This window comes from Aeromicrobium sp. P2_G6 (assembly GCF_056403535.1).
Genome location: NZ_JBFUFH010000002.1, coordinates 844,720 through 867,552 on the forward strand (window position 1 = coordinate 844,720; position 22,833 = coordinate 867,552).

Consider the following 22,833-nt stretch of genomic DNA (forward strand, 5'->3'; position numbering starts at 1 on the left):
ACCGTTTCACATGAGTCACAGGTTGACATAACTATAAACCTCCACCTCAGGGTTAGAGTTTTCGAATCCCCGGAAGGGACACACGATGGCGGTACAGAACTACCTCGCCGTGATCAAGGTCGTCGGCATCGGCGGTGGCGGCGTCAACGCCGTCAACCGCATGATCGAGGTGGGACTCAAGGGAGTCGAGTTCATCGCGATCAACACGGACGCCCAGGCGCTCTTGATGAGCGACGCAGACGTCAAGCTCGACGTCGGACGCGACTCGACCAGGGGCCTCGGCGCCGGCGCCAACCCCGAGATCGGCAAGCGCGCAGCAGAAGACCACGCCGAGGAGATCGAGGCTGCCATCAAGGGCGCCGACATGGTCTTCGTGACGGCCGGCGAGGGCGGCGGCACCGGCACCGGTGGCGCACCTGTCGTGGCCCGCATCGCCCGTTCGCTCGGTGCGCTGACGATCGGTGTCGTGACCCGGCCGTTCAAGTTCGAGGGCCGTAACCGCTCGGGCCAGGCCGATGCCGGCATCCAGGCGCTGCGCGACGAGGTCGACACCCTCATCGTGATCCCCAACGACCGGCTGCTGTCGATCAGCGATCCCAACGTGAGCCTGCTGGACTCGTTCCGTCAGGCCGACCAGGTCCTGCACCAGGGCGTCTCGGGCATCACGGACCTCATCACGACCCCCGGCCTSATCAACCTCGACTTCGCCGATGTCAAGTCGGTCATGTCCGATGCCGGCTCGGCCCTGATGGGCATCGGCTCGGCCCGTGGCGAGCACCGTGCGGCCGTGGCCGCCGAGAGCGCCGTCTCGAGCCCCCTGCTCGAGGCGTCGATCGAGGGCGCGCGCGGCGTCCTGCTGTCGATCGCCGGTGGTTCGGACCTCGGCCTGTTCGAGATCAACGAGGCGGCCGGCCTGGTGGCCGACGCGGTGCACCCCGACGCCAACATCATCTTCGGCGCCGTGATCGACGACGCCCTCGGCGACGAGGTGCGGGTGACGGTCATTGCGGCAGGCTTCGACGGCGGCGAGCCGATGCTCCGCGACGCGACCAAGCCGGCGTTGCTCAAGGAGACCAAGCCCGAGCCGGCCGACGTCACGACCCCGCCGACGGCGCAGAGCTTCCTCGAGCCGGATCCCTACCTCGACGGGCCCAAGGTCCCCGAGGACGGCGCCGGCAACGCCACGGTCCCGGCCGACCCCGTACCCACCGAGTACGGCGACGACCTCGACGTGCCCGACTTCCTTCGCTGAGCTTGTTCCTCCACCGAGAGACGGTAGGCCGGGTCGAGCTCGCGTTCACCGATCGTGACGGCGGGGTGAGTGACGGCCCGTGGGCCTCACTCAATCTCGGTACGTCCAATGGTGACGATCCCGATCTGGTCGAGCGCAATCTCGGCCTCCTCGCCGAAGAGCTCGAGCTCGACCGGCTCGTGCGGATGACCCAGGTCCACCAAGCCGACGTCGCGTGGACCAGGGACCTTGCCGAGGGTGAGATCCCGGTCGTCGACGCACTCCTGACCGACGAGCCGGGCGTCGGCGTCCTCGTACGCGTGGCCGACTGCACGCCGATCGTGCTGGTAGGCCTCGACGAGCCGGTCGCCGGGGTCGTGCACTGCGGGCGCGAAGGACTCGTCAAGGGTGTCGTGCTGGCTGCGGTGGCCTCGATCCGCGAGCACGGCACCGAGTCGCTCGAGGCCTGGGTCGGGCCGCGGGCCTGTGGGCGCTGCTACGAGCTTCCCGAGGAGATGGCCGACGCCGTCGCCGCCGTCGTGCCCCAGGCCCGGTCGACGACGTCGTGGGGCACGCCCGCGATCGACGTGGGCGCGGGCGTCGTGGCGCAGCTGCACGAGCTCGGGATTCCCGTCACGGACCTCGGCGCGCACGAGTGCACGATCGAGGACGAGCGGTTCTTCTCCTACCGCCGCCAGGGCCAGGACGCCGGCCGCTTCGGCGCCGTCGCGGTGATCAGATGAACCGCCTCGACGAGCTACGCCAGGGTCTCGCCACGACCGAGGAGCGCATTGCCGCCGCGTGCGCAGCAGCCGGACGCGACCGCTCCGAGATCACGCTGATCGTCGTCACCAAGACCTATCCGGCATCGGACGTCGAGCTGCTGGCCGAGCTCGGCGTCACCGACGTGGGCGAGAACCGCCACCCCGAAGCCGGCGACAAGGCCGCCGAGGTCGAGGCCGATGTCCGCTGGCATTTTCTGGGTGGGCTGCAGACCAACAAGGCGGGCGCCGTCGCTCGCTATGCCGACATGGTCCACAGCGTCGACCGCGTCAAGCTCGCCAACTCACTGGCGCGCGGTGCCGAGGCCGCAGGGCGTACGCTTCCGTGCCTCGTCCAGGTCGACTTCGACGCGACCAACCCCGGGCGGTCAGGCGTCGTGCCCTCGGGCATACCCGAGCTGGCCGCCTCGATCGCCGGCTCGGACCACCTGACCCTGGCCGGGCTCATGACCGTCGCACCGTTGGGGGAGGACCCGGCGCCGCACTTCGACCACCTCGTGCGCCTCTCGAAGGAGCTTCGCCAGGACCACCCGGACGCCACGATCATCTCTGCGGGGATGAGCGGCGACTTCGAGTCCGCGGTCGCCGCCGGCGCGACACACCTGCGCATCGGGCGCTCAGTGCTCGGCGAGCGTCCACCTGCGGGGTAATCTCAGTAATGTCATTTCCGATCGCACACACGGAGTTCTCATGGCTGGCGCAATGCGGAAGGTCGGCGAGTATCTCGGCCTCGTGGAACAAGCTGACTTCGACGACGAGTTCGAGGATGACATCGACGACCCCGCACCCGTGAGCCGGCAGCCTGCTGTCGTGCGCCCGGCGCCGGTCTCGAGCATCGACGACCACCGCCGTCCCGAGCGACGCCCCGAGCGCCGTGCGTCCACTGCGTCGGACCTCGCACGCATCGAGACCGTGACCCCTCGCACCTACAACGACGCCCGCACCGTCGGTGAGCACTACCGCTCCGGCGTCCCCGTCATCATGAACCTGTCGGAGATCGACGACGACGACGCCAAGCGCCTCGTCGACTTCGCCGCCGGACTGGTGTTCGCCGTGCACGGCTCGATCAACCGTGTCACCGCCAAGGTCTTCCTCCTGTCGCCCGAGAACATCACGGTGACGGACGAGGACAAGCAGCGCATCGCTGCCGGCGGCTTCTACAACCAGAGCTGACGCATGGAGCTGGTTGGCGGCATTCTCGACCTGATCCTGCTCCTTTGCATCATCTTGCTGATCGCCCGGTTCGTCCTGGACTGGGTGCAGATGCTGGCACGCCACTGGCGGCCACGCGGCCTGGTGCTGGTGTTCTGTGAGGGCCTCTACTCGATCACGGACCCTCCGCTTCGTGCCGTGCGCCGCGTGATTCCACCGCTGCGCCTGGGCGCGGTGATGCTCGACCTGTCGCCCATGATCCTGCTGATCGCGATCTTCATCCTTCGGAGCATCGTCCAGAGCATCTTCTTCTCTTAAGAGGATCCCAAGAGTCTGTCTCGCGACCCGCTGAGTTTGGGACTCCTGTGGAAGAAGTGAACGCGGGCAGAGTACGGTGGAGGCTCCGAGTCCCCAGGACTAACCCCAACCCCGAGGTGTACTCATGCCATTGACGCCAGAGGACGTGCGTAACAAGCGTTTTACGCCTGTCCGTCTTCGCGAAGGCTATGACATGGGCGAAGTGGACCAGTTTCTCGACGAGGTCGAGGCCGAGCTCGAGCGACTCACGGTCGAGAACGAAGAACTTCGCGCCAAGGTAGCCGCCGCATCAACCGGCGAACCAACCGGTCTCATCCCCGCAGTCCAGCCGGCGACCCCGGCTCCCCAGGCTGCGCCGACCCCGGCCGTCCAGGAGCCCGTGCAGCAATACACGCCGCCGCCTCCGCCGGAGCCGGTCCAGCAGGCTCCTGCCCCGACGCCGGAGCCGGTTCGCGCCGCACCGTCGATGGGCGACGCGTCGTCTGCTGCGGCTCGACTGCTCGAGATCGCGTCCTCCAACGCCGACCAGCTCATGGATGCGGCCAAGGAAGAAGCGGATCGGATCGTCGGTGAGGCTCGCGCCAAGGCTGAGCGTCTGGTCAACGAGGCACGTGGCAAGGCTGACCGGCTCGAGACCGATGCCCGCATCCGCGCGCAGAAGCTCGACGACGAGACCAACGAGCGCCGCCAGCAGGCCGTCGCGACGATCGAGCGGGATCGCTACGAGATCCAGCGCGAGGTCGAGCACCTGCGAGCGTACGAGCGTGAGTACCGGGCCCGGCTCAAGAACTACTTCCAGAGCCAGCTCGATCAGCTTGCCGCCAACGAGAGCACCAACAACTCGCAGGCTGTCCAGACTCCGGCTGAGGCGGGTCCCCGCCGTCTCCGGTCGCTGCTGGGCGACGACGAGAGCTTCTGAGCAGCATCTGACAAACGAAGGGCCCGCCACCGCAAGGTGACGGGCCCTTCGTCATGCCTGGGACCAGGGCGCTAAACCTTGGCGAGGGCGAATCCGAAGCCGAGCTCCTCGTCGGTGAAGTCCGACGCACCGTCGCTCTCGCTGATCGACGTCGCCAGCACCTCGTCGGCGATGAGACTGTCGTGCGCCCGCAGCGCGTCGGCCATCGGCCCAGAAGCAGACCACGACAGCGTGATGCGGTCGCTGATGGCGAGGCCGGTGGACTTGCGCGCCTCCTGGATGACCCGGATCGCCTCGCGGGCGAAGCCAGCCAGACGCAGCTCGTCGTCGAGCTCGAGGTCGAGCGCCACGGTCTCGCCCTGGTCGTTGACGACCGACCAGCCCTCGCGGGGGCGCTCGGAGATGATGACGTCGTCAGGGCCCACCTCGACCGGCGAGCCGTCCACGACGACCGTCGCGGTGCCGGTGGCAGCCAGCGAGGCGGCGAGCTCGGCGGCGTCGGCTTCCGCAACGGCGGCAGCGACCTGCGGCGTCTGCTTGCCGAACCGCTTGCCGAGGTTGCGGAAGTTGCCCTTGGCCGAATGGTCCACGAGGTCGCCGCCGGCGTCCGCGAGGGACTCCAGGGAGCCGACGTTGAGCTCTTCGCACACCTGGCCGCGCAGCTCCTCGCCGAGCTGCTGCCAGGCGCCGGACGCCACGAGAGCACGGCGCAGGGGCTGGCGCGTACGCACCTTGGCCTCCGCGCGGGCTGCCCGTCCGAGCTCGGTCACCCGTCGCGCGAGGTCGACGCGAGCGCTGAGCCCGTCGACGATGAGCGACTCATCAGCGACCGGCCAGTCGGCCAGGTGCACCGACTGCGGGGCGCCCGGGGTCACCGGCAGGATGACGTCCTGCCAGACCCGCTCGGCGATGAACGGCGTGAGCGGCGCCATGAGCCGCGTCAGCACGTCGAGCGTCTCGTGCAGCGTCGCGAACGCCGCGGTGTCGCCTCGCCAGAAGCGGCGACGCGACCGGCGGACGTACCAGTTGGACATGTCGTCGACGAACGTCGCGATGCGGGCTCCGGCGGCCTGCGTGTCGAACGCCTCGAGGGATGCCGTGACGTCGCGGGTCAGCGTGTGCAGCTCGGACAGCAGCCACTGGTCGAGCACCTCGCGCTCGGCGACCGGCGGCACCTCACCGGTGGCGGGCGTCCAGCCCTCCGTGCCGGCGTACAGGACATGGAAGGCCGTGGTGTTCCAGTACGTCAGCAGGACCTTGCGGACGATCTCCGACAGCGCGGTGTGACCGATGCGCCGCGGTGACCACGGCGAGCCGGAGCATGCCATGAACCACCGCAGGGCGTCAGCGCCGTGCTCGTCCATGAGCGGCATCGGCAGCAAGATGTTGCCCAGGTGCTTGCTCATCTTCTTGCCGTCCTCGGCGAGGATGTGACCGAGGCACACGACGTTCTCGTAGGAGCTCTGGTCGAACACCAGCGTGCCGACCGCCATCAGCGAATAGAACCAGCCGCGGGTCTGGTCGATCGCCTCGCAGATGTACTGAGCCGGGTAGGCCTGGTCGAACTTCTCCTTGGACCCCTCGACGTGCGGGTAGCCCCACTGGGCGAACGGCATCGAGCCGGAGTCGAACCACGCGTCGATGACGTCGGGCACGCGTCGGTAGGTGCCCGGCTGACCCTCGATCTGGAACGTCACCTCGTCGATGAACGGGCGGTGCGGGTCGAGGTCGGTCAGGTCGCGCCCGGTCAGCTCCGAGAGCTCGCGGAGCGAGTCGATGCACACGAGCTTGCTCGGGTCCTCGTCGTTGCGCCAGATCGGCAGCGGCGTGCCCCAGAAGCGGCTGCGCGACAGCGACCAGTCGATGTTGTTGGTCAGCCAGTCGCCGTAGCGGCCGTTCTTGATCGTCTCGGGGAACCAGTTGGTGCCGGCGTTCTCGGCGAGCAGCTTGTCCTTGATCGCCGTCGTGCGGATGTACCAGGCCGGCAGCGCGTAGTACATCAGCGGCGTGTGGCAGCGCCAGCAGTGCGGGTAGGAGTGCTCGTAGGCCAGCTCGTTGAACATCAGCCCGCGCGCGGCGAGGTCGTCGGCCAGGGCCCGGTCGGCGGTCTTGAAGAACTGCCCGCCGACGAGCGGCACGTCGGCCTCGAAGTGGCCGTCGGGAGTGATCGGGTTGACCACCGGCAGGTCGTACGCCTTGCAGACCGCCAGGTCGTCTGCGCCGAAAGCGGGGGACTGGTGGACCAGTCCGGTGCCGTCCTCGGTCGTGACGTAGTCGCCGAGCACCACGAAGTGCGCGGGACTGGGGAACTCGACCAGCTCGAACGGCCGCTGGTACGTCCAACGTTCCATCTCGCGGCCGCTGAACGACTCACCGGTGGGCGTCCAGCCCTCGCCCAGTGCCTTGGCCAGCAGGGGCTCGGCGACGACGAGTGTCTCCTCGCCGTTGGACGCGGTGACGTAGGTGACGTCGGGGTTGACCGCGACCGCAGTGTTGGACACCAGCGTCCACGGCGTCGTGGTCCAGACCAGCATCGAGGCCTGGCCGGCGAGCGGGCCGGAGGTCAGCGGGAAGCGTACGTAGACCGAGGGGTCGGTGATGGTCTCGTAGCCCTGCGCGAGCTCGTGGTCGGACAGCGTCGTGCCGCAGCGCGGGCAGTAGGGCGCGACGCGGAAGTCCTCGGTCAGCAGGCCCTTGTCGAAGATCGTCGACAGGGCCCACCAGACGCTCTCGACGTACGACGACTCCATCGTGCGGTACGGGTTCGCCATGTCGACCCAGTAGCCCATGCGATCCGTCATCTCCTCGAAGAGATCGACGTTGCGGACCACGGCCTCGCGGCACTTGGCGTTGAACTCGGCGATGCCGTATGCCTCGATGTCGGGCTTGCCGTTGAAGCCCAGCTCCTTCTCGACCGCGATCTCGACCGGGAGGCCGTGGCAGTCCCACCCGGCCTTGCGGTCGACGTGGTAGCCCTGCATGGTCTTGAACCGCGGGAAGATGTCCTTGAACACCCGGGCCTCGACGTGGTGGGTGCCGGGGGTTCCGTTGGCGGTCGGAGGACCCTCGTAGAACGTCCAGCGCGGCGCGTCGGACGGGGTGTCGAGGCTCGCGGCGAACGTGCCCTGATCAGCCCACAATTGCAGGATTTCGCGCTCCAACGCCGGCAGATCGACGTGGGCGGGGACGGGGCGATAGGAAGCGTGCTGGGTCACACGTTCAATTCTACGGGTGACCAGCGGCGACACTGCGGCGGTGCGAGTTGGCTTTGCCCCACCGGGGGTCTAATCTTCGTGCATGCCAAACACCAAGCTCGCCGTTCGAGCCGACGAGAAGCCCTGGACCGCTGCCGAGACCAAGGCCGTCCGTGCCGAGCTCGAAGCCGACCTCGTGAGGTTGCGAGGCGAGCTCGACCAGTCGGCCCGCGAGCTGCAGGACCTGCTGCGTGACGGCGTCGACGGTGCCGGCAACGACCAGGCCGATGTGGGCTCCAAGGGCCTCGAGCGTGACGCAGAGATGTCCCTCGCCGCCAACCAGCGCGAGCTGCTGCTCCAGACCGAGAAGGCGCTCGATCGCCTCGAGAAGGGGAGCTACGGCCAGTGCGAGATCTGCGGGGAGCCGATCGGCAAGAATCGTTTGATGGCGTTCCCCCGTGCGACACTGTGCATGACATGCAAGCAGCGCGAGGAGCGTCGCTGAGCCCTGGCGACGACCACGGCCCGACTGCCACACACACATACGTACGACTGTTTGCGGTTGTTGCTGCCCTGACGCTCGTCGTTGACCAGGTGACCAAAGTGCTGGCGGTCGAGAAGCTGCAGGGCCGCGAGTCGATCGAGCTCATCCCGAACGTGCTGTCGTTGTCGTTCATGCGCAACGGCGGGGCCGCGCTCGGCACCGGCGCCGGGTTCACCGTCGTGCTCACGGTCGTGGCGATCGCGGTGTCGATCGCCGTCGTACGCATGGCCGCCAGCCTGCGCGACCGCGGCTGGGCCGTCGGGCTCGGCCTGCTGTTCGCGGGAGCGGTCGGCAACCTGTGCGACCGGATCTTCCGGGAGCCGGCGCCGTTCAAGGGCCATGTCGTCGACTTCATCGACTACAACGTGTTCGTCGGCAACGTCGCCGACATCGCGTTGACGCTCGCCGCCGTCGTCATCGTCTGGCGCACGTGGCGCGGGATCGGTCTCGACGGTTCACGTCAGGGGAAGTCATGACTGCCGAGGGACTCGAGCACAAGGTCATCCAGGTCCCCGAGGGACTCGCCGGCGAGCGCGTGGACAGCGCCCTCGCCCGGTTGCTGGGGCTGTCGCGCACCCGTGCCAGCGAGCTCGTCGCCGAGGGCTTTGTCACGCTCGACGGCATGGCCCCGGCCAAGTCCGACCGCGTCACGCCGGGCTCGATCCTCGAGGCGTCGATCCCGGCCCCGCGACGCATCGCGGTCGTCGCTGCCGAGGTCGAGGGCATGCGCATCGTGTTCCAGGACGATGACTTCGTCGTGGTCGACAAGCCGGTCGGCGTCGCCGCGCACCCCAGCGTCGGCTGGTACGGCCCCACGGTCCTCGACCACCTCGCGGGCGCCGGCATCCGGATCTCGACATCGGGTGCTCCGGAGCGTCAGGGCATCGTGCACCGTCTCGACGTCGGCACGAGCGGCCTCATGGCGGTCGCCAAGTCCGAGCACGCCTACACCGTGCTCAAGCAGGCATTCCGCGACCGTACGGTCGACAAGACGTACCACGCGCTCGTGCAGGGCCACCCTGATCCGCACATGGGGACCATCGACGCACCGATCGCGCGCCACCCCAAGCACGACTTCAAGTTCACGGTCAAGGACGGCGGCCGCGAGAGCATCACGCACTACGACACGCTCGAGGCGCACCGCTACGCCAGCCTGCTGACGATCAAGCTCGAGACCGGTCGCACGCATCAGATCCGTGTCCACATGAGCGCGCTGCACCACCCGTGCGTCGGCGACCTCATGTACGGCGCCGATCCGACGCTCGCCAAGAAGGTCGGGCTCGACCGCCAGTGGCTGCACGCCAAGAAGCTCGGCTTCATCCACCCACGCACGGGTGACCACGTCGAGTTCGACTCGGACTACCCGGACGACCTCAACGAGGCCCTCGAGGTCGTACGTGACCTCGACTGAGGCCAGTCCCCGCGATTTGTGAAGACAGAGGCGTTATCCGGCCCGGGAGACGCCTCCAACCTCACAGATCGCGGTCATGGACAATGAGTCCATGAGTCCTGTCGTGCGCCAGTCCGAGAAGCTGAGGGATGTCCTCTACGACATCCGTGGACCCGTCGCGTCACGAGCCGCCGCCCTGGAGGCCGAGGGCCACCGGATCCTGAAGCTCAACATCGGCAATCCCCAACCCTTCGGCTTCGACGCCCCGGCGGAGATCCTGCAGGACGTCATCGCCGCGCTGCCCGGTTCGGCCGGCTACTCCGACTCGCGCGGCATCCAGTCGGCCCGGCGCGCGGTCGTGCACCACTATCAGCTGCAAGAGGGCTTCCCGACGATCGACATCGACGACGTCTGGATCGGCAACGGCGTCTCCGAGCTGATCCAGATCGCGCTGCAGGCGTTGCTCGACAACGGCGACGAGGTCCTCGTGCCGGTGCCGGACTATCCGCTGTGGACGGCCGTCACCAACCTCGCCGGTGGCGTGCCTGTGCACTACCGCTGCGACGAGGCCAACGACTGGAACCCCGACCTCGAGGACCTCGAGTCCAAGATCACCGATCGCACCCGCGTCATCGTCGTGATCAACCCCAACAACCCCACCGGCGCGGTCTACTCGCGCGAGACCCTCGACGCGATCGCCGATCTGGCCCGCAAGCACGACCTGGTCCTGATGGCCGACGAGATCTACGACAAGATCCTCTACGACGACGCGGTCCACATCCCGCTGGCCAGCGTCGCGCCGGACGTCCTGACGCTGACGTTCAACGGGCTCTCCAAGGCGTACCGGGTGTGCGGCTACCGGGCCGGCTGGCTCGTCGTCACGGGGCCGCTGGAACGCGCCGGCGACTACCTCGAGGGCATCACGCTGCTCGCGTCGATGCGGCTGTGTCCCAACGTGCCGGCGCAGAACGCGATCCAGGTTGCGCTCGGCGGCTACCAGTCGATCAAGGAGCTCATCCTGCCCGGCGGGCGGCTGCTGGAGCAGCGCGACGCGGCAGTCACCGAGCTGCGCAAGATCCCGGGTGTCAGCGTCGTGACGCCCCGTGGCGCGCTGTATGCCTTCCCGCGCCTGGACCCCGAGGTCTACCCGATCAAGGACGACCAGCAGCTCGTGCTCGACCTGCTGCTGCAGGAGAAGATCCTGCTGACCCAGGGCACGGGCTTCAACTGGCCCGAGACGGATCACTTGCGCATCGTCACGCTGCCGTGGGCCCGCGACCTCTCGGACGCGATCCAGCGGCTCGGCAACTTCCTCAGCACCTACCGACAGGTCTAGCTAGCGGCCGGCCTTCTTGCGCGAGGCGTACGCCGCGGCTTCCTCGGCGCGGAACCGGGTGATGGCGTCGATCAGGTCGACCGGCAGCGGCTCGTCGATCGGGAACTGGATCGCCGACTTGCTCGTCGGGTAGGGCGCCAGCTCCTCGCGGAAGTGCGCGAACGTGGCGGCCGTCGGGAAGAACGAGAGCGACGTGTGGTGGGTGAACCCCGCGAACTGGATCACGACGACGCCGTCCCGCTTGTACGCCGGGATGTTGTAGCTGACGGTCTCCTCGGCGTCGGGGAGCGCCGCGCGGATGATCCGCCGCATCTCGACCAGCCGCGGCTCGACGTCGTACGTGGCCGCCTCGAGGTACTCGTCGACCGTGGTGAATCTCTGCTTGTCGTCAGTCACCACTCAGGTGTAGTCGAGATTCGTCGCGAAGGACAATTTTCAGCGTGGGGACGGGTCGACACGGTCGATGTTGGTCCGGAGCGTCGGAGCCCTCGACTAGGCTGAAGACCTTCCCCCACGATCGCGCCGAGGAGGCCATTTTTCGATGTCGAGCGACTCGCCATTCGTGCACCTGCACGTGCACACGGAGTACTCGATGCTCGATGGTGCCGCCTTGCTCGACGGTCTCTTCGAACGCACGTCACAGCTCGGCATGCCGGCCATCGCGATGACCGATCACGGCAACCTGCACGGCGCCTACGACTTCTACAGCAAGGCCAAGGCGCACGGCGTCAAGCCGATCATCGGCATGGAGGCCTACCTCACGCCCAACATCCCGCGCACGGAGAAGAAGGCCGTGCAGTGGAACAAGGGAGCCAAGGACGCCGACGTCGCGGGCCGCGGCGCATACACGCACATGACGCTGCTGTCGGAGACGACCGAGGGCATGCACAACCTCTTCCGCATCGGCTCCTACGCGAGCCTCGAGGGGCAATACCGCAAGCCGCGTGCCGACCGCGACCTGCTGCAGCGCTACGGCAAGGGGCTCATCGCCACGACCGGTTGCCCGTCGGGCGAGATCCAGACCTGGCTGCGCATCGGCAACTACGACAAGGCACGTGCGTCGGCAGCGGAGTTCCAGGACATCTTCGGCAAGGAGAACTTCTTCCTCGAGCTGATGGACCACGGCCTGGCGATCGAGTCCCAGGTGCGCGAAGGTCTGCTCCGGCTCAAGAAGGACCTCGGCCTCCCGGCGATCGCGACCAACGACTCGCACTACACCGCCCCCGAGGACGCCGAGGCGCACTCGGCGCTGCTGTGCGTCCAGTCCGGCAGCACGCTGACCGACCCCAATCGCTTCAAGTTCGACTCCAACGACTTCTACATCAAGTCCGCCAAGGAGATGCGCGACCTGTGGGAGGACCGCTTCGACCTCAAGGAGGCGTGTGACAACACGCTCCTGATCGCCGAGCGGTGCGACGTCGAGTTCCGCGAGTCCAACGGCGGCTACATGGCGCGCGCCGACGTGCCCCCGGACGAGACCGAGGAGTCGTGGTTCGTCAAGGAGGTGTGGCGAGGCATCGAGTCCCGCTATCCGGGCGACAAGCTCACCGACGAGGTCCGGGCGCGCACCGAGATGGAGCTCGACGTCGTACGCGACAAGGGCTACTGCGGCTACTACCTCGTGGTCGCCGACTTCATCAACTGGGCCAAGGACAACGGCATCCGGGTCGGCCCCGGCCGCGGTTCGGGTGCCGGTTCGATCGCCGCATACGCCCTGCGCATCACCGACCTCTGCCCGCTGACGCACGGCCTGATCTTCGAGCGCTTCCTCAACCCCGAGCGCCCCTCGATGCCCGACTTCGACATCGACTTCGACGAGCGCCGTCGCGGTGAGGTCATCCGCTACGTCAGCAACAAGTACGGCGAGGAGCGCGTCGCGATGATCGCGACGTTCGGCCGGCTCAAGTCCAAGGCCGCGATCAAGGATGCCGCCCGGGTCATGGACTACCCGTTCACGCACGGCGAGCGCATCACCAAGGCGCTGCCCGCCGACGTCATGGGCAAGGGTGTCTCGCTCAAGGGCCTGTTCGACAAGGACGACAAGCGCTACGGCGACGGCGCCGACTTCCGCCGCCTGCACGACGAGGACGCCGACGTCCGCAAGATCTATCAGACCGCGCTGGGGCTCGAGGGCCAGATCCGTCAGTGGGGCGTCCACGCCGCCGGCGTCATCATGTCGAGCGATCCGCTGATCGACATCGTGCCGATCATGAAGCGCGAGCAGGACGGCGCGATCATCACGCAGTTCGACTACCCGATGTGCGAGGCGCTCGGGCTGGTCAAGATGGACTTCCTCGGTCTCCGCAACCTCACGGTGCTCGATGACGCGCTCGAGAACATCAAGCGCAACCGTGACATCGACCTGGTCCTCGAGGACCTGACGTTCGACGACCCTGCGACGTACGACCTGCTGGCCCGCGGTGACACACTCGGCGTCTTCCAGCTCGACGGCGGTCCGATGCGCGCCCTGCTGCGCAGCATGAAGCCCGACAAGTTCGAGGACATCTCGGCCGTCGGCGCGCTCTACCGGCCCGGGCCGATGGGCGCGGACTCGCACAACAAGTACGCCCGCCGCAAGAACGGGCGCGAGCCGATCGACCCGATCCATCCTGAGCTCGAGGAGCCGCTCGCCAAGGTCCTCGGCGAGACGTACGGCCTGATCGTCTACCAAGAGCAGGTCATGGAGATTGCTCAGGTCCTGGCGGGGTTCTCGCTCGGACAAGCCGACAACCTGCGGCGCGCGATGGGCAAGAAGAAGAAGTCCGAGCTCGACAAGCAGTACGCCGGTTTCCAGGCCGGCATGCTCGAGCGCGGCTACTCCCAGAAGGCGATCACGACGCTGTGGGACATCCTGCTGCCGTTCTCGGACTACGCGTTCAACAAGGCGCACTCCGCGGCATACGGCGTCATCTCCTACTGGACGGCCTACCTCAAGGCCAACTATCCGGCCGAGTACATGGCGGCGCTGCTGACCAGCACCCGCGGTGACAAGGACAAGTCGGCGATCTACCTCAACGAGTGCCGGCGCATGGGCATCAAGGTGCTGCCGCCGGACGTCAACGAGTCGGTCTCCAACTTCGCGTCGGTCGGCGCCGACATCCGCTTCGGGCTCGGAGCGATCCGCAACATCGGCGAGAACGTCGTCGCCGGCATCGTCGAGGGCCGAACGTCGAGCGGCCCCTACAGCGACTTCAACGACTTCCTCAACAAGGTGCCGACGCACGTCTGCAACAAGCGCGTGCTCGACTCGCTGATCAAGGCCGGCGCCTTCGACTCACTGGGACATCGCCGTCGCGCGCTGACGACGGTTGCCGAGGAGGGGGTCGACCTCTACATCGACCTCAAGCGGCAGGCCGCGATCGGCCAGGACTCGCTGTTCGGCGGCGTCGACGACGCGTTCACCGGCGGCACGATCGCGGTGCCCGACACGATGCCGGAGTGGGAGAAGACCCAGCTGCTGGCCTTCGAGCGCGACATGCTCGGCCTCTACGTCTCCGACCACCCACTGCAGGGTCTCGAGCACGTGCTGCGAGCCAGCAGCGACTGCACGGTCGGCGAGCTGCTGACCAACGCCGAGCTGCCCGACGGCAGCACCGCACGCATCTGCGGCCTGATCACCGGGGTGCAGCGCCGGATGAGCAAGAAGGGCGACTCCTGGGCGTCGGTCACGATCGAGGACCTCGAGGGTGGCATCGAGGTCATGGTGTTCCCGGGCGCCTACCAGCTGGCGATGCCGGTGCTGATCCCCGACACGATCGTCGTCGTCAAGGGCCGCATCCGCCGCAAGGACGATGGCGTCGAGCTCAACGCGCTCGAGGTCACCCTCCCGGCCATGAACACCGGCGGCCCGGAGCGGCCGCTCGTCGTGAGCCTCCCGGTGGCCCGCTGCACGACCGACACGATCAGCACCTTCAAGCAGGTGCTCGCGACCCATCCCGGCGTCTCCGAGGTGCACCTGCGCCTGATCGGCAACGGCTCGACCAAGGTCATGCGACTCGACGACAGCCTGCGTGTGGCACAGTCATCGTCGTTGATCGCTGACCTGAAAGAGCTGTTGGGCCCCCATTGCCTCTCCTGAGACGACTCCTGCTGTCTGCCGCCGCGATGCTCATCCTGGGTGTCGCGGCAGGTTTCGTGTGGGAGCTCCTCGCCACCCCGGCCGAGTGGGAGGTCACCAACCGCGGGCTGGTGATGGACGAAGCCGCATCCAAGGGGCAATTCTCGGTCATCGTGGTGTTCATCCTCGTCGGCGGCGTCGCGTCGCTGCTGCTGGGCTCGTTCATGGCGTGGTCGCTGCGTGACACCGGTTGGGTGACCACTCCGCTGGTCGTCGTGGCCACGTTGGCGGCGGCCGTGATCGCCTGGCGGCTCGGCATCCACCTCGGTCCACCAGACCCGTCATCGGTCAAGGGCGTCTCGGTCGGCGGTCACATCCCGGCCAGGTTCACGATCGACGGTGTCTCGCCGTTCCTGGTGTGGCCGATCTCCGGGCTCGTCGGCCTGATCGGAACGACGCTGATCGTCACGACTCGCGATGAGCTGACGCAGACCTACTGACGTCAGCGGGCGATGCGGGCGACGACAGCCTGCGTCAGCACGATCAGGTCGTTCGGCTGCAGCTCAGCCTCCAGGCCCCGGCGCCCACCCGACACGAAGATCGTCGGCCATTGCGCGGACGTCTTGTCGACCACGGTCCGGTGTTTCCGCTTCTGACCCAGTGGCGAGATCCCGCCGATGACGTATCCCGTGGCTCTCTGGGCCTGCGCGGCATCGGCCATCTGGGCACGCTTGCCGCCCAGCGCATCGGCGAGAGCCTTGAGATCGAGGGATCCCATCACGGGGACCACGCCGACGCACAGCTCGCCGTCGACCTCGGCCATCAACGTCTTGAAGACCCGGCCGGGTTCGACCCCGAGCGCCTCGGCCGCCTCCATGCCGAACGAGTCCGCGCGCGGGTCGTGGACGTACATGTGGGGGGTGAACGGGATGTTGGCGCGGTGCAGCGCGGCGAATGCCGGCGTTGCGTCAGTCGGCTTCCTGTTGGCGGCCACCAACCCACGGTAGCCCGTCCGTAGACTTGGCGTCGTGATGCGACGTCTCGACCTGCGAAGTCTCGACCCTGCTGCCGAGGAATGGCAGTGGGTCTACAGCGCTGCCGTGCCGCGCGCCGAGGTCGATGTCGAGCACGCGATGGCCGCGATCCGGCCGATCTGCGAGGACGTCAAGTCACGCGGGGCGGATGCCGTGCTCGACGCGGGGGAGCGCTTCGACGGCGTACGCCCTGCGCAGCTTCGCGTCCCGTCGGCCGCGATCACCGGCGCGCTCGAAGCGCTCGCCCCGGACATCCGCGCCGGTCTTGAGGAGTCGATCCGCCGGCTGCGCCAGACCAGCGAGGCCGAGCTCGAGCACAGCCTGGTCAGCGATGTCGCACCGGGCGCCACGGTCGAGCGCCGGATCGTCCCGATGCAGCGCGTCGGCCTGTACGTCCCCGGTGGCCTGGCGCCGCTGGTCAGCACCGTCATCATGAACGCCGTTCCGGCTCAGGTCGCGGGTGTCCCGGGCATCGCGCTCGCCAGCCCTCCCAACGCGGAGTTCGGCGGCCTGCCACACCCGACGATCCTGGCGGCCTGCGGGCTCCTCGGCATCGACGAGGTCTACGCCGCTGGTGGCGCCCAGGCGCTCGCGATGTTCGCCTACGGGGCGGGGGAGTGCCGGCCGGTCAACCTCATCACGGGCCCGGGCAACATCTACGTCGCCGCGGCCAAGCGCTATCTGCAGGGCACCGTCAGCATCGACGCCGAGGCGGGCCCCACTGAGATCGCGATCATCGCCGACGACACCGCCGACGCCGCGTTCGTCGCCGCTGACCTGATCAGCCAGGCCGAGCACGACCCGATGGCAGCCAGCGTGCTCATCACCGACAGCGAGCGGCTCGCCGACGAGGTTGACGCGGCGCTCAAAGACCAGATCGGTTCGGCCAAGCACGCCGAGCGCATCCGGACGGCACTGGAGGGGCAGCAGTCGGCCACCGTGCTCGTACGCGATGTCGACCAGGCGGTCCAGGTCGCCAACGGCTATGCCGCCGAACACCTCGAGATCCACACCGCAGGCGCCGCCGATGTCGCGGCACGCATCGTCAACGCCGGCGCGGTGTTCGTCGGATCGCACACGCCGGTCTCCCTCGGCGACTACGCCGCCGGTTCCAACCACGTCCTCCCCACGGCCGGCTGCGCCTGCCACTCGTCGGGCCTCTCGGTGCGGGCGTTCTGCAAGAACATGCACGTCGTGACCTACGACGAGTCCGCCCTGCGTGAGGTCGGCGATCACGTCGTGACCCTCGCTGAGGCGGAGAACCTGCCCTCGCACGGTGCAGCCGTGTCGATCCGGATGTCCCGCTGATGCCGCTGCCGGCCTGGGTGCCGATCCGCGAAGAGCTGCGCGACGACGAGCCGTACGGTGCGCCGCAGCTCGACGTCCCGGTGCAGCTCAACACCAACGAGAATCCTTATGGACCCAGCGAGAAGGTTGCCCGGGACATCGGCGAGTCGGTGCAGCAGGCTGCGCTGTCGCTCAACCGCTATCCGGACCGTGAGGCGACCGAGCTGCGTACGTCCCTCGCGGCCTATCTCGGCCACGGCCTGACGCCCGACCGGGTCTGGGCCGCCAACGGGTCCAACGAGATCATGCAGCAGGTCCTGCAGGCCTTCGGCGGACCCGGCCGGACCGCGGTGTCGTTCGCCCCGACGTACTCGATGTATCCAGAGTACGCCCGCAACACCCACACGCGCTGGGTGGCGGGGCGCCGGCGCGAGGACTTCGGTGTCGACGTCGACGAGGCACTCGCGCTCATCGCGGCCGAGCGGCCGGACGTCGTCATCCTCACGTCACCCAACAACCCGACCGGCACGGCCCTCGACCCCGCGCACACCCGCGCGATCGTCGAGGCTGCGCCCGGCATCGTCGTCGTGGACGAGGCCTACGCCGAGTTCCGTCGCGACGGCACGCCCAGCGCGCTCGAGCTGCTCGACGAGTTCCCACGGCTGCTGGTGACACGTACGATGAGCAAGGCGTTCGCGCTGGCCGGAGGACGGCTCGGCTATGTCGCGGCGGACGCCGCCATCATCGACGCCCTGCGGATCGTCCGGCTGCCCTATCACCTGTCGACCGTGAGCCAGGCAGCGGCGACCGCGGCCCTGCGGCACGAGGACGAGCTGCTGGCCCAGGTCGATGCGCTCCGGACCACCCGCGACGAGACCGCGGCGTGGCTTCGGGAGCAGGGATTCGAGGTCGCGGAGTCCGATGCGAACTTCATCCTGTTCGGCCGGTTCGATGACCGCCATGCCGTCTGGCAGGGCCTGCTCGACCACGGCGTCCTGATCCGCGAGGTCGGACCCCTAGAATGGCTGCGCGTGTCGATCGGCACGCCGGACGAAATGAACGCGTTCCGACACGCACTCCTGGAGGTGACCCGATGACCCGCACAGCGCGCATCGAGCGGAAGACCTCGGAGTCCCATGTCGTCGTCGAGATCGACCTCGACGGATCCGGCATCAACGACATCTCGACCGGAGTCGGGTTCTACGACCACATGCTGACGGCGTTCTCGCGTCACTCCCTGATCGACCTGACGGTCAAGTCCGAGGGCGATCTGCACATCGACGCTCACCACACCGTCGAGGACACGGCGATCTGCCTCGGCGAGGCGATCCGCGAGGCGCTCGGCGACAAGGTCGGCATCCGTCGCTACGGCGACGCGCTTGTGCCGCTCGACGAGTCGATCGCACAGGCCGTCGTCGACGTGTCGGGCCGTCCCTACTTCGTGCACTCCGGCGAGCCGGATCGGCAGATCACCGCGATCATCGGCGGCCAGTACACCGGTGCGCTGACCGCACACGTCTTCGAGTCCATCGCCCACCACGCCGGGATCACGATGCACGTACGCCTGCTGGACGGCCGCGACCCGCACCACATCGCGGAGGCCCAGTTCAAGGCCGTCGCCCGCGCCCTGCGTGACGCCGTCGCGATCGACCCGCGCGAGTCAGGCATCCCGAGCACGAAGGGTGCTCTGTGACGCGTCCGCGCGTCGCGGTGCTGGATTACGGCTCTGGGAATCTTCGATCGGCGGTTCGTGCAGTCGAGCGCGCCGGGGCCGATGCCGAGCTCACCAGCGACGCGTCCACGGCGATCGAGGCCGACGGCCTGCTCGTGCCTGGCGTCGGCGCGTTCGAGGCCTGCATGCGCGGGCTCCAAGGCGTCGACGGCGTGCGTATTGTCGAGCGTCGGCTCATCGCCAACCGGCCAGTGCTGGGCATCTGCGTCGGCATGCAGATCCTGTTCGCCGAGGGCATCGAGCACGGCGTACGCACCGAGGGTTGTGGCGAGCTGCCTGGCGTCGTCGAGCGGCTCCAGGCACCGATCGTGCCGCACATGGGTTGGAACACCGTCGAGCCCGGCGAGGGTTCGCGGATGTTCGCCGGCATCGAGAACGAGCGGTTCTACTTCGTGCACTCCTACGGCGTGCGCGACTGGGTGCTCAGCCAGCCACCGGCCATGCCGGACCCGGCGGTCACGTGGACCGACTATGCAGGGGACCGCTTCGTGTCAGCCGCCGAGCACGGGCCCTTGTGGGCAACGCAGTTCCACCCCGAGAAGTCCGGCGACGCCGGATCCCAGCTGCTGAAGAACTGGCTCGCGACACTCTGACCCTGCGGTTCAGATCGCGTCGCGCAGGACCTCGGCCAGCTGCTCGGGCTTGGTGAACTGCGGCCAGTGGCTGGTCGGCAGCTCGACGATCGTCACGTCCTTGATCTTGGGCAACTCGGAGAAGTAGGCCTCACCGGCGGCGACGTACTTGTCGATCTCGTCGCGCGTGAACGTCGTGCTGACGAGCGTGACCGGCACGTTGAAGCGAGCCTCGTCGCCCAGGTCCTGTGGGTCCCTGGCGACGCCGATCGGAATCGGCACGGCGCGAGCGCGGAAGTCGTCGAGCTGCGCCTCGGTGAAGTCGTCGAGGTCGCGCGAGCCATCCTCGCGGAAGACCTCCCAGGGCGGCAGCGGGATCTCGCCGCTCACGTCCGGCAGCCCGGCGTTGATCGCCGCACCGTGCGGGAGCGGGCCGCTGTCGACGTAGATCGCCCGAGCCACCTTGTCCGGCCGCTTGTCGACCGCGCCGTGGACCGCCGCGCCGCCACCACTGTGACCGACGAGCACGACCGGCTCGCCCGCCTCGTCGATCGCCGCGACGATGGCGTTGACGTGGTCGGCGAGCCCGATGCCCGAGCGATCGGCGTCGATCGACTCGACGCCGGGCAACGTGAGGGCGGTGACGTCATGGCCGACCGACTCCAGCGCGGGAGTGATGCCGTCCCACGACCATGCGCCGAGCCAGAAACCGGGTACGAGGATGACCTTCATACCGACCACCGTAGGGGTGAGTGCCGACAGATACGATCACCTGCGTGACCCTCGAACTCCTCCCCGCCGTCGACGTCGCTGACGGACAGGCCGTGCGCCTCGTCCAGGGCGAGCTCGGCAGCGAGACGACCTATGGATCCCCGCTCGACGCCGCGCTGCAGTGGCAGTCCGATGGTGCGGAGTGGATCCACCTCGTCGACCTGGACGCCGCTTTCGGCAAGGGCTCCAACCGTGAGCTGCTGGCCGATGTCGTCAACCGGCTCGACGTCAAGGTCGAGCTGTCGGGCGGCATCCGCGACGACGCCTCGCTCGAAGCGGCGCTCGCCACCGGCTGCACCCGGGTCAACCTCGGCACCGCCGCCCTGGAGAACCCGGAGTGGTGCCGCAAGGTCGTCAGCCAGTACGGCGACCAGATCGCGGTGGGCCTCGACGTGCGCGGCACGACGCTGGCGGCACGGGGTTGGACGCAGGAGGGTGGCGACCTGTTCGAGGTGCTCGAACGGCTGGAGCGTGACGGCTGCGCCCGCTACGTGCTGACCGACGTCACCAAGGACGGCACGCTGACCGGTCCCAACCTCGACCTGCTGCGCCAGGTGTGCGAGATCACCGACAAGCCCGTCGTCGCCTCCGGCGGGGTCTCGAGCCTCGACGACCTGCGGGCGATCGCCTCGCTGACCGGGGTCGGCGTCGAGGGCGCGATCGTCGGCAAGGCCCTGTACGCCGGTGCGTTCACGCTCCCCGAGGCACTCGCCGCCGTCGCCGAGGTCTAGACATGGCCTCCGGGAAGGCGGTCTGGTCGGCGTTCTCCGCCGATCCCCGCGATCCCGCCTCGGCCGACCTGAAAGCGACTGACGCCGACCGCGACGTCGCCGCAGATGCGCTTCGTGAGGCGTACGCGGACGGGCGGCTGACCCGGCCCGAGTACGACGAGCGCTCGGCCACGGCGCTCGGGGCGCGAACGATCGGCACGTTCCTGCCACTGCTGGTCGATCTCCTCCCTGCAGGCCAGGCCGCCGCGATCCACGATCCCTCGGCCGATCTGCGCGCCAAGGCCGTGCAGCGCTACGAACGCGATCTCCACGATGCCCGCAACGGCTGGATGTTCGTCTCCGTCGTCACGTTGGTGATCTGGGGCGTCACGAGCCTGGCGTCGGGGCAATGGCTCTTCTTCTGGCCGGTCTTTCCGATTGTCGGCGTCGGCATCGGTTACGTCTCGACCCGCGCCAACGCGGAGTCGCGCATCGAGAGGTACGAGGAGAAGATCGCAGAGACGCGCCGTGTCAGACGCAGGCGCAACCGCGACCTCGAGTGAAGTCGGACGGGCCGGAAAAGCCTGAACATCCTGCAATTCCCGGGCGTACGATCGGTGGACAGGCGACGAGCCACAGCCTGAAAAGGTGAGTTCGCTGACGCACGGGGAGCCGGACGGACGAGCATTCGAGTGCAGCGGCCGCACGGCCGTGAGTCCAAGGAGGCGGAGCCATGGCAACGGTCGACGAGCAGCTCGTCGAGAAGTTCGCGGGGGAGCTGATCGGGCACTACACCAGCGGGATGGTGACCATGATGGTCGACATCGGCCATCGCAGCGGTTTGTTCGAGGCGGCCGCCGAGGGCCCGGCCACCAGCGAAGAGCTGGCTGACCGCGCCGGCCTGAACGAGCGGTACGTCCGCGAGTGGCTCGGCTCGGTCGTGTCGGCCGGGATCTTCGGCTACAGCCCGCGGACCAGCACCTACACGCTGCCGCCCGAGCACGCGGCATGCCTGACCGGGCCCGGCTCGGCGAATCTCGCGACGGTGGCGCAGATCAACACCCATCTGGGCAAGCACCTGCACCAGGTCGCGACGGCGTTCCGCGACGGTGGCGGGGTGCCGTACTCGGAGTTCCGGCCCGAGTTCACCGACGTCATGGACAGCCTGAGCCGCGGTACGTACGACGAGCTGCTGGTCAACGCGTGGCTGCCTCTGGTGCCAGGCCTCACGAAACGACTGGTCCAGGGCATCCGGGTTGCCGACATCGGCTGCGGGACCGGCCACGCGGTCGTGACGATGGCTGCGGCGTTCCCGGCCTCCACGTTCGTGGGTTACGACATCGCCGAGGAGGCCCTCGAGCGTGGTCGCGCCGAAGCGAATGAGCGCGGGCTCACCAACGTCGTCTTCGAAGCGCAGGACGCCGCGACCCTCGTCCCCGAGACGCCGTTCGACCTAGTCACGTCGATCGATGCGATCCACGACCAGGTCGACCCGGTCGGCGCGGTGCGCAGCATCTTCGAGGCGCTCGTTCCCGGAGGGACGTACGTGATGGTCGAGCCGGCCGCGTCGAGCAATCTCGAGGACAACGTCAGCAACCCGTTCGCGCCATGGATCTACGGAGTGAGCACGCTCCACTGCCTGACGGTGTCGCTGGCCCATGGCGGAGCGGGACTGGGTACGGCGTGGGGTGAGCAGCGAGCCCGCGAGATGCTCACCGCCGCCGGGTTCGGGGACGTGACGACGCACGAGACACCCGGAGATCCGCTCGACACGATGTTCGTGACGACCAAGCCGGAGGCCTGA

Annotated in this window: 23 protein-coding genes; 19 read left to right on the forward strand and 4 right to left on the reverse strand. The window is 68.2% G+C overall.

Annotated elements, in window-relative coordinates; genetic code table 11:
* Nucleotides 1-85: 85 nt before the first annotated feature.
* The 6 genes from ftsZ to AC1DVU_RS10730 all read left to right on the forward strand — a co-directional run bounded on the left by ftsZ (nt 86) and on the right by AC1DVU_RS10730 (nt 4,402).
* On the forward strand, nt 86-1,252 hold the full coding sequence (gene ftsZ, locus AC1DVU_RS10705) for a cell division protein FtsZ (RefSeq protein ID WP_476922413.1): 1,167 nt from the start codon (nt 86-88) through the stop codon (nt 1,250-1,252).
* 2 nt (nt 1,253-1,254) lie between these two features.
* Nucleotides 1,255-1,974, forward strand: coding sequence for a purine nucleoside phosphorylase YfiH/LACC1 family protein (locus AC1DVU_RS10710; protein ID WP_476922414.1), 720 nt, complete (start codon nt 1,255-1,257; stop codon nt 1,972-1,974).
* Nucleotides 1,971-2,663 carry a YggS family pyridoxal phosphate-dependent enzyme gene (locus AC1DVU_RS10715; RefSeq protein WP_476922415.1) on the forward strand — a complete coding sequence of 231 codons (693 nt, stop codon included), beginning with the start codon at nt 1,971-1,973 and terminating at the stop codon, nt 2,661-2,663. Before AC1DVU_RS10710 ends, AC1DVU_RS10715 begins: the two co-directional genes overlap by 4 nt.
* 40 nt (nt 2,664-2,703) lie before the next feature.
* The gene (locus AC1DVU_RS10720; protein WP_476922416.1) at nt 2,704-3,186 is read left to right on the forward strand and encodes a cell division protein SepF; all 483 of its coding nucleotides are present in this window, start codon (nt 2,704-2,706) and stop codon (nt 3,184-3,186) included.
* A 3-nt stretch (nt 3,187-3,189) separates the two neighbouring features.
* Nucleotides 3,190-3,483 carry a YggT family protein gene (locus AC1DVU_RS10725; RefSeq protein WP_476922417.1) on the forward strand — a complete coding sequence of 98 codons (294 nt, stop codon included), beginning with the start codon at nt 3,190-3,192 and terminating at the stop codon, nt 3,481-3,483.
* Between the two features lie 124 nt (nt 3,484-3,607).
* Nucleotides 3,608-4,402 (forward strand): DivIVA domain-containing protein, encoded by a 795-nt coding sequence (locus AC1DVU_RS10730; protein ID WP_476922418.1) that lies wholly within the window; start codon nt 3,608-3,610, stop codon nt 4,400-4,402.
* 71 nt (nt 4,403-4,473) lie between these two features.
* Here the strand turns inward: AC1DVU_RS10730 and ileS are convergent, their stop codons facing one another.
* Entirely contained in the window at nt 4,474-7,617 is a 3,144-nt protein-coding gene (gene ileS / locus AC1DVU_RS10735) for an isoleucine--tRNA ligase (RefSeq protein ID WP_476922419.1), read from the reverse strand.
* Between the two features lie 82 nt (nt 7,618-7,699).
* Here ileS and AC1DVU_RS10740 point away from each other — a divergent pair, with 82 nt between their 5' ends.
* The 4 genes from AC1DVU_RS10740 (at nt 7,700) to AC1DVU_RS10755 (ending at nt 10,866) form a co-directional block, all read left to right on the forward strand.
* Nucleotides 7,700-8,101 (forward strand): TraR/DksA family transcriptional regulator, encoded by a 402-nt coding sequence (locus tag AC1DVU_RS10740; RefSeq protein ID WP_159540693.1) that lies wholly within the window; start codon nt 7,700-7,702, stop codon nt 8,099-8,101.
* A complete protein-coding gene (locus tag AC1DVU_RS10745) occupies nt 8,074-8,616 on the forward strand; it encodes a signal peptidase II (protein ID WP_476922420.1) in 543 nt (180 codons plus the stop codon). Before AC1DVU_RS10740 ends, AC1DVU_RS10745 begins: the two co-directional genes overlap by 28 nt.
* A complete protein-coding gene (locus AC1DVU_RS10750; RefSeq protein WP_476922421.1) occupies nt 8,613-9,551 on the forward strand; it encodes an RluA family pseudouridine synthase in 939 nt (312 codons plus the stop codon). Before AC1DVU_RS10745 ends, AC1DVU_RS10750 begins: the two co-directional genes overlap by 4 nt.
* A 91-nt stretch (nt 9,552-9,642) precedes the next feature.
* On the forward strand, nt 9,643-10,866 hold the full coding sequence (locus tag AC1DVU_RS10755; RefSeq protein WP_476922422.1) for a pyridoxal phosphate-dependent aminotransferase: 1,224 nt from the start codon (nt 9,643-9,645) through the stop codon (nt 10,864-10,866).
* Here the strand turns inward: AC1DVU_RS10755 and AC1DVU_RS10760 are convergent, their stop codons facing one another.
* Nucleotides 10,867-11,262, reverse strand: coding sequence for an iron chaperone (locus tag AC1DVU_RS10760; protein WP_476922423.1), 396 nt, complete (start codon nt 11,260-11,262; stop codon nt 10,867-10,869). It abuts the gene before it with no gap.
* A 145-nt stretch (nt 11,263-11,407) separates the two neighbouring features.
* Here AC1DVU_RS10760 and dnaE point away from each other — a divergent pair, with 145 nt between their 5' ends.
* Both dnaE and AC1DVU_RS10770 read left to right on the forward strand, forming a co-directional pair.
* Nucleotides 11,408-14,944, forward strand: a complete 3,537-nt coding sequence (gene dnaE, locus AC1DVU_RS10765) for a DNA polymerase III subunit alpha (RefSeq protein WP_476922424.1) — start codon at nt 11,408-11,410, stop codon at nt 14,942-14,944.
* A 26-nt stretch (nt 14,945-14,970) separates the two neighbouring features.
* Complete coding sequence (locus tag AC1DVU_RS10770; protein ID WP_476922425.1) at nt 14,971-15,423, forward strand: hypothetical protein; 453 nt, start codon at nt 14,971-14,973, stop codon at nt 15,421-15,423.
* A 2-nt stretch (nt 15,424-15,425) separates the two neighbouring features.
* On the opposite strand, the gene ybaK is transcribed toward AC1DVU_RS10770, so the two are convergent.
* A complete protein-coding gene (gene ybaK / locus AC1DVU_RS10775; RefSeq protein ID WP_476922426.1) occupies nt 15,426-15,917 on the reverse strand; it encodes a Cys-tRNA(Pro) deacylase in 492 nt (163 codons plus the stop codon).
* Nucleotides 15,918-15,951: 34 nt separating this feature from the next.
* Between ybaK and hisD the strand changes: the two genes are divergently transcribed.
* The 4 genes from hisD to hisH are packed head-to-tail and all read left to right on the forward strand — an operon-like array spanning nt 15,952 to nt 19,569.
* On the forward strand, nt 15,952-17,265 hold the full coding sequence (gene hisD, locus AC1DVU_RS10780) for a histidinol dehydrogenase (RefSeq protein WP_476922427.1): 1,314 nt from the start codon (nt 15,952-15,954) through the stop codon (nt 17,263-17,265).
* Nucleotides 17,265-18,341: a histidinol-phosphate transaminase gene (locus tag AC1DVU_RS10785; protein WP_476922428.1), complete on the forward strand. Its 1,077-nt coding sequence runs from the start codon at nt 17,265-17,267 to the stop codon at nt 18,339-18,341. Before hisD ends, AC1DVU_RS10785 begins: the two co-directional genes overlap by 1 nt.
* Entirely contained in the window at nt 18,338-18,937 is a 600-nt protein-coding gene (gene hisB / locus AC1DVU_RS10790) for an imidazoleglycerol-phosphate dehydratase HisB (RefSeq protein WP_149687846.1), read from the forward strand. Before AC1DVU_RS10785 ends, hisB begins: the two co-directional genes overlap by 4 nt.
* Nucleotides 18,934-19,569 carry an imidazole glycerol phosphate synthase subunit HisH gene (gene hisH, locus AC1DVU_RS10795; RefSeq protein ID WP_476922429.1) on the forward strand — a complete coding sequence of 212 codons (636 nt, stop codon included), beginning with the start codon at nt 18,934-18,936 and terminating at the stop codon, nt 19,567-19,569. The genes hisB and hisH overlap by 4 nt, the downstream gene beginning before the upstream one ends.
* Nucleotides 19,570-19,578: 9 nt before the next feature.
* Here hisH and AC1DVU_RS10800 read toward each other — a convergent pair whose 3' ends face one another.
* A complete protein-coding gene (locus tag AC1DVU_RS10800; RefSeq protein WP_476922430.1) occupies nt 19,579-20,280 on the reverse strand; it encodes an alpha/beta fold hydrolase in 702 nt (233 codons plus the stop codon).
* A gap of 44 nt (nt 20,281-20,324) precedes the next feature.
* Between AC1DVU_RS10800 and priA the strand changes: the two genes are divergently transcribed.
* From priA to AC1DVU_RS10815, 3 genes are all read left to right on the forward strand, one after another.
* Nucleotides 20,325-21,050 carry a bifunctional 1-(5-phosphoribosyl)-5-((5-phosphoribosylamino)methylideneamino)imidazole-4-carboxamide isomerase/phosphoribosylanthranilate isomerase PriA gene (gene priA, locus AC1DVU_RS10805; protein ID WP_476922431.1) on the forward strand — a complete coding sequence of 242 codons (726 nt, stop codon included), beginning with the start codon at nt 20,325-20,327 and terminating at the stop codon, nt 21,048-21,050.
* Between the two features lie 2 nt (nt 21,051-21,052).
* On the forward strand, nt 21,053-21,592 hold the full coding sequence (locus tag AC1DVU_RS10810) for a DUF1707 SHOCT-like domain-containing protein (RefSeq protein ID WP_476922432.1): 540 nt from the start codon (nt 21,053-21,055) through the stop codon (nt 21,590-21,592).
* A gap of 170 nt (nt 21,593-21,762) precedes the next feature.
* Nucleotides 21,763-22,833, forward strand: a complete 1,071-nt coding sequence (locus AC1DVU_RS10815; RefSeq protein ID WP_476922433.1) for a class I SAM-dependent methyltransferase — start codon at nt 21,763-21,765, stop codon at nt 22,831-22,833.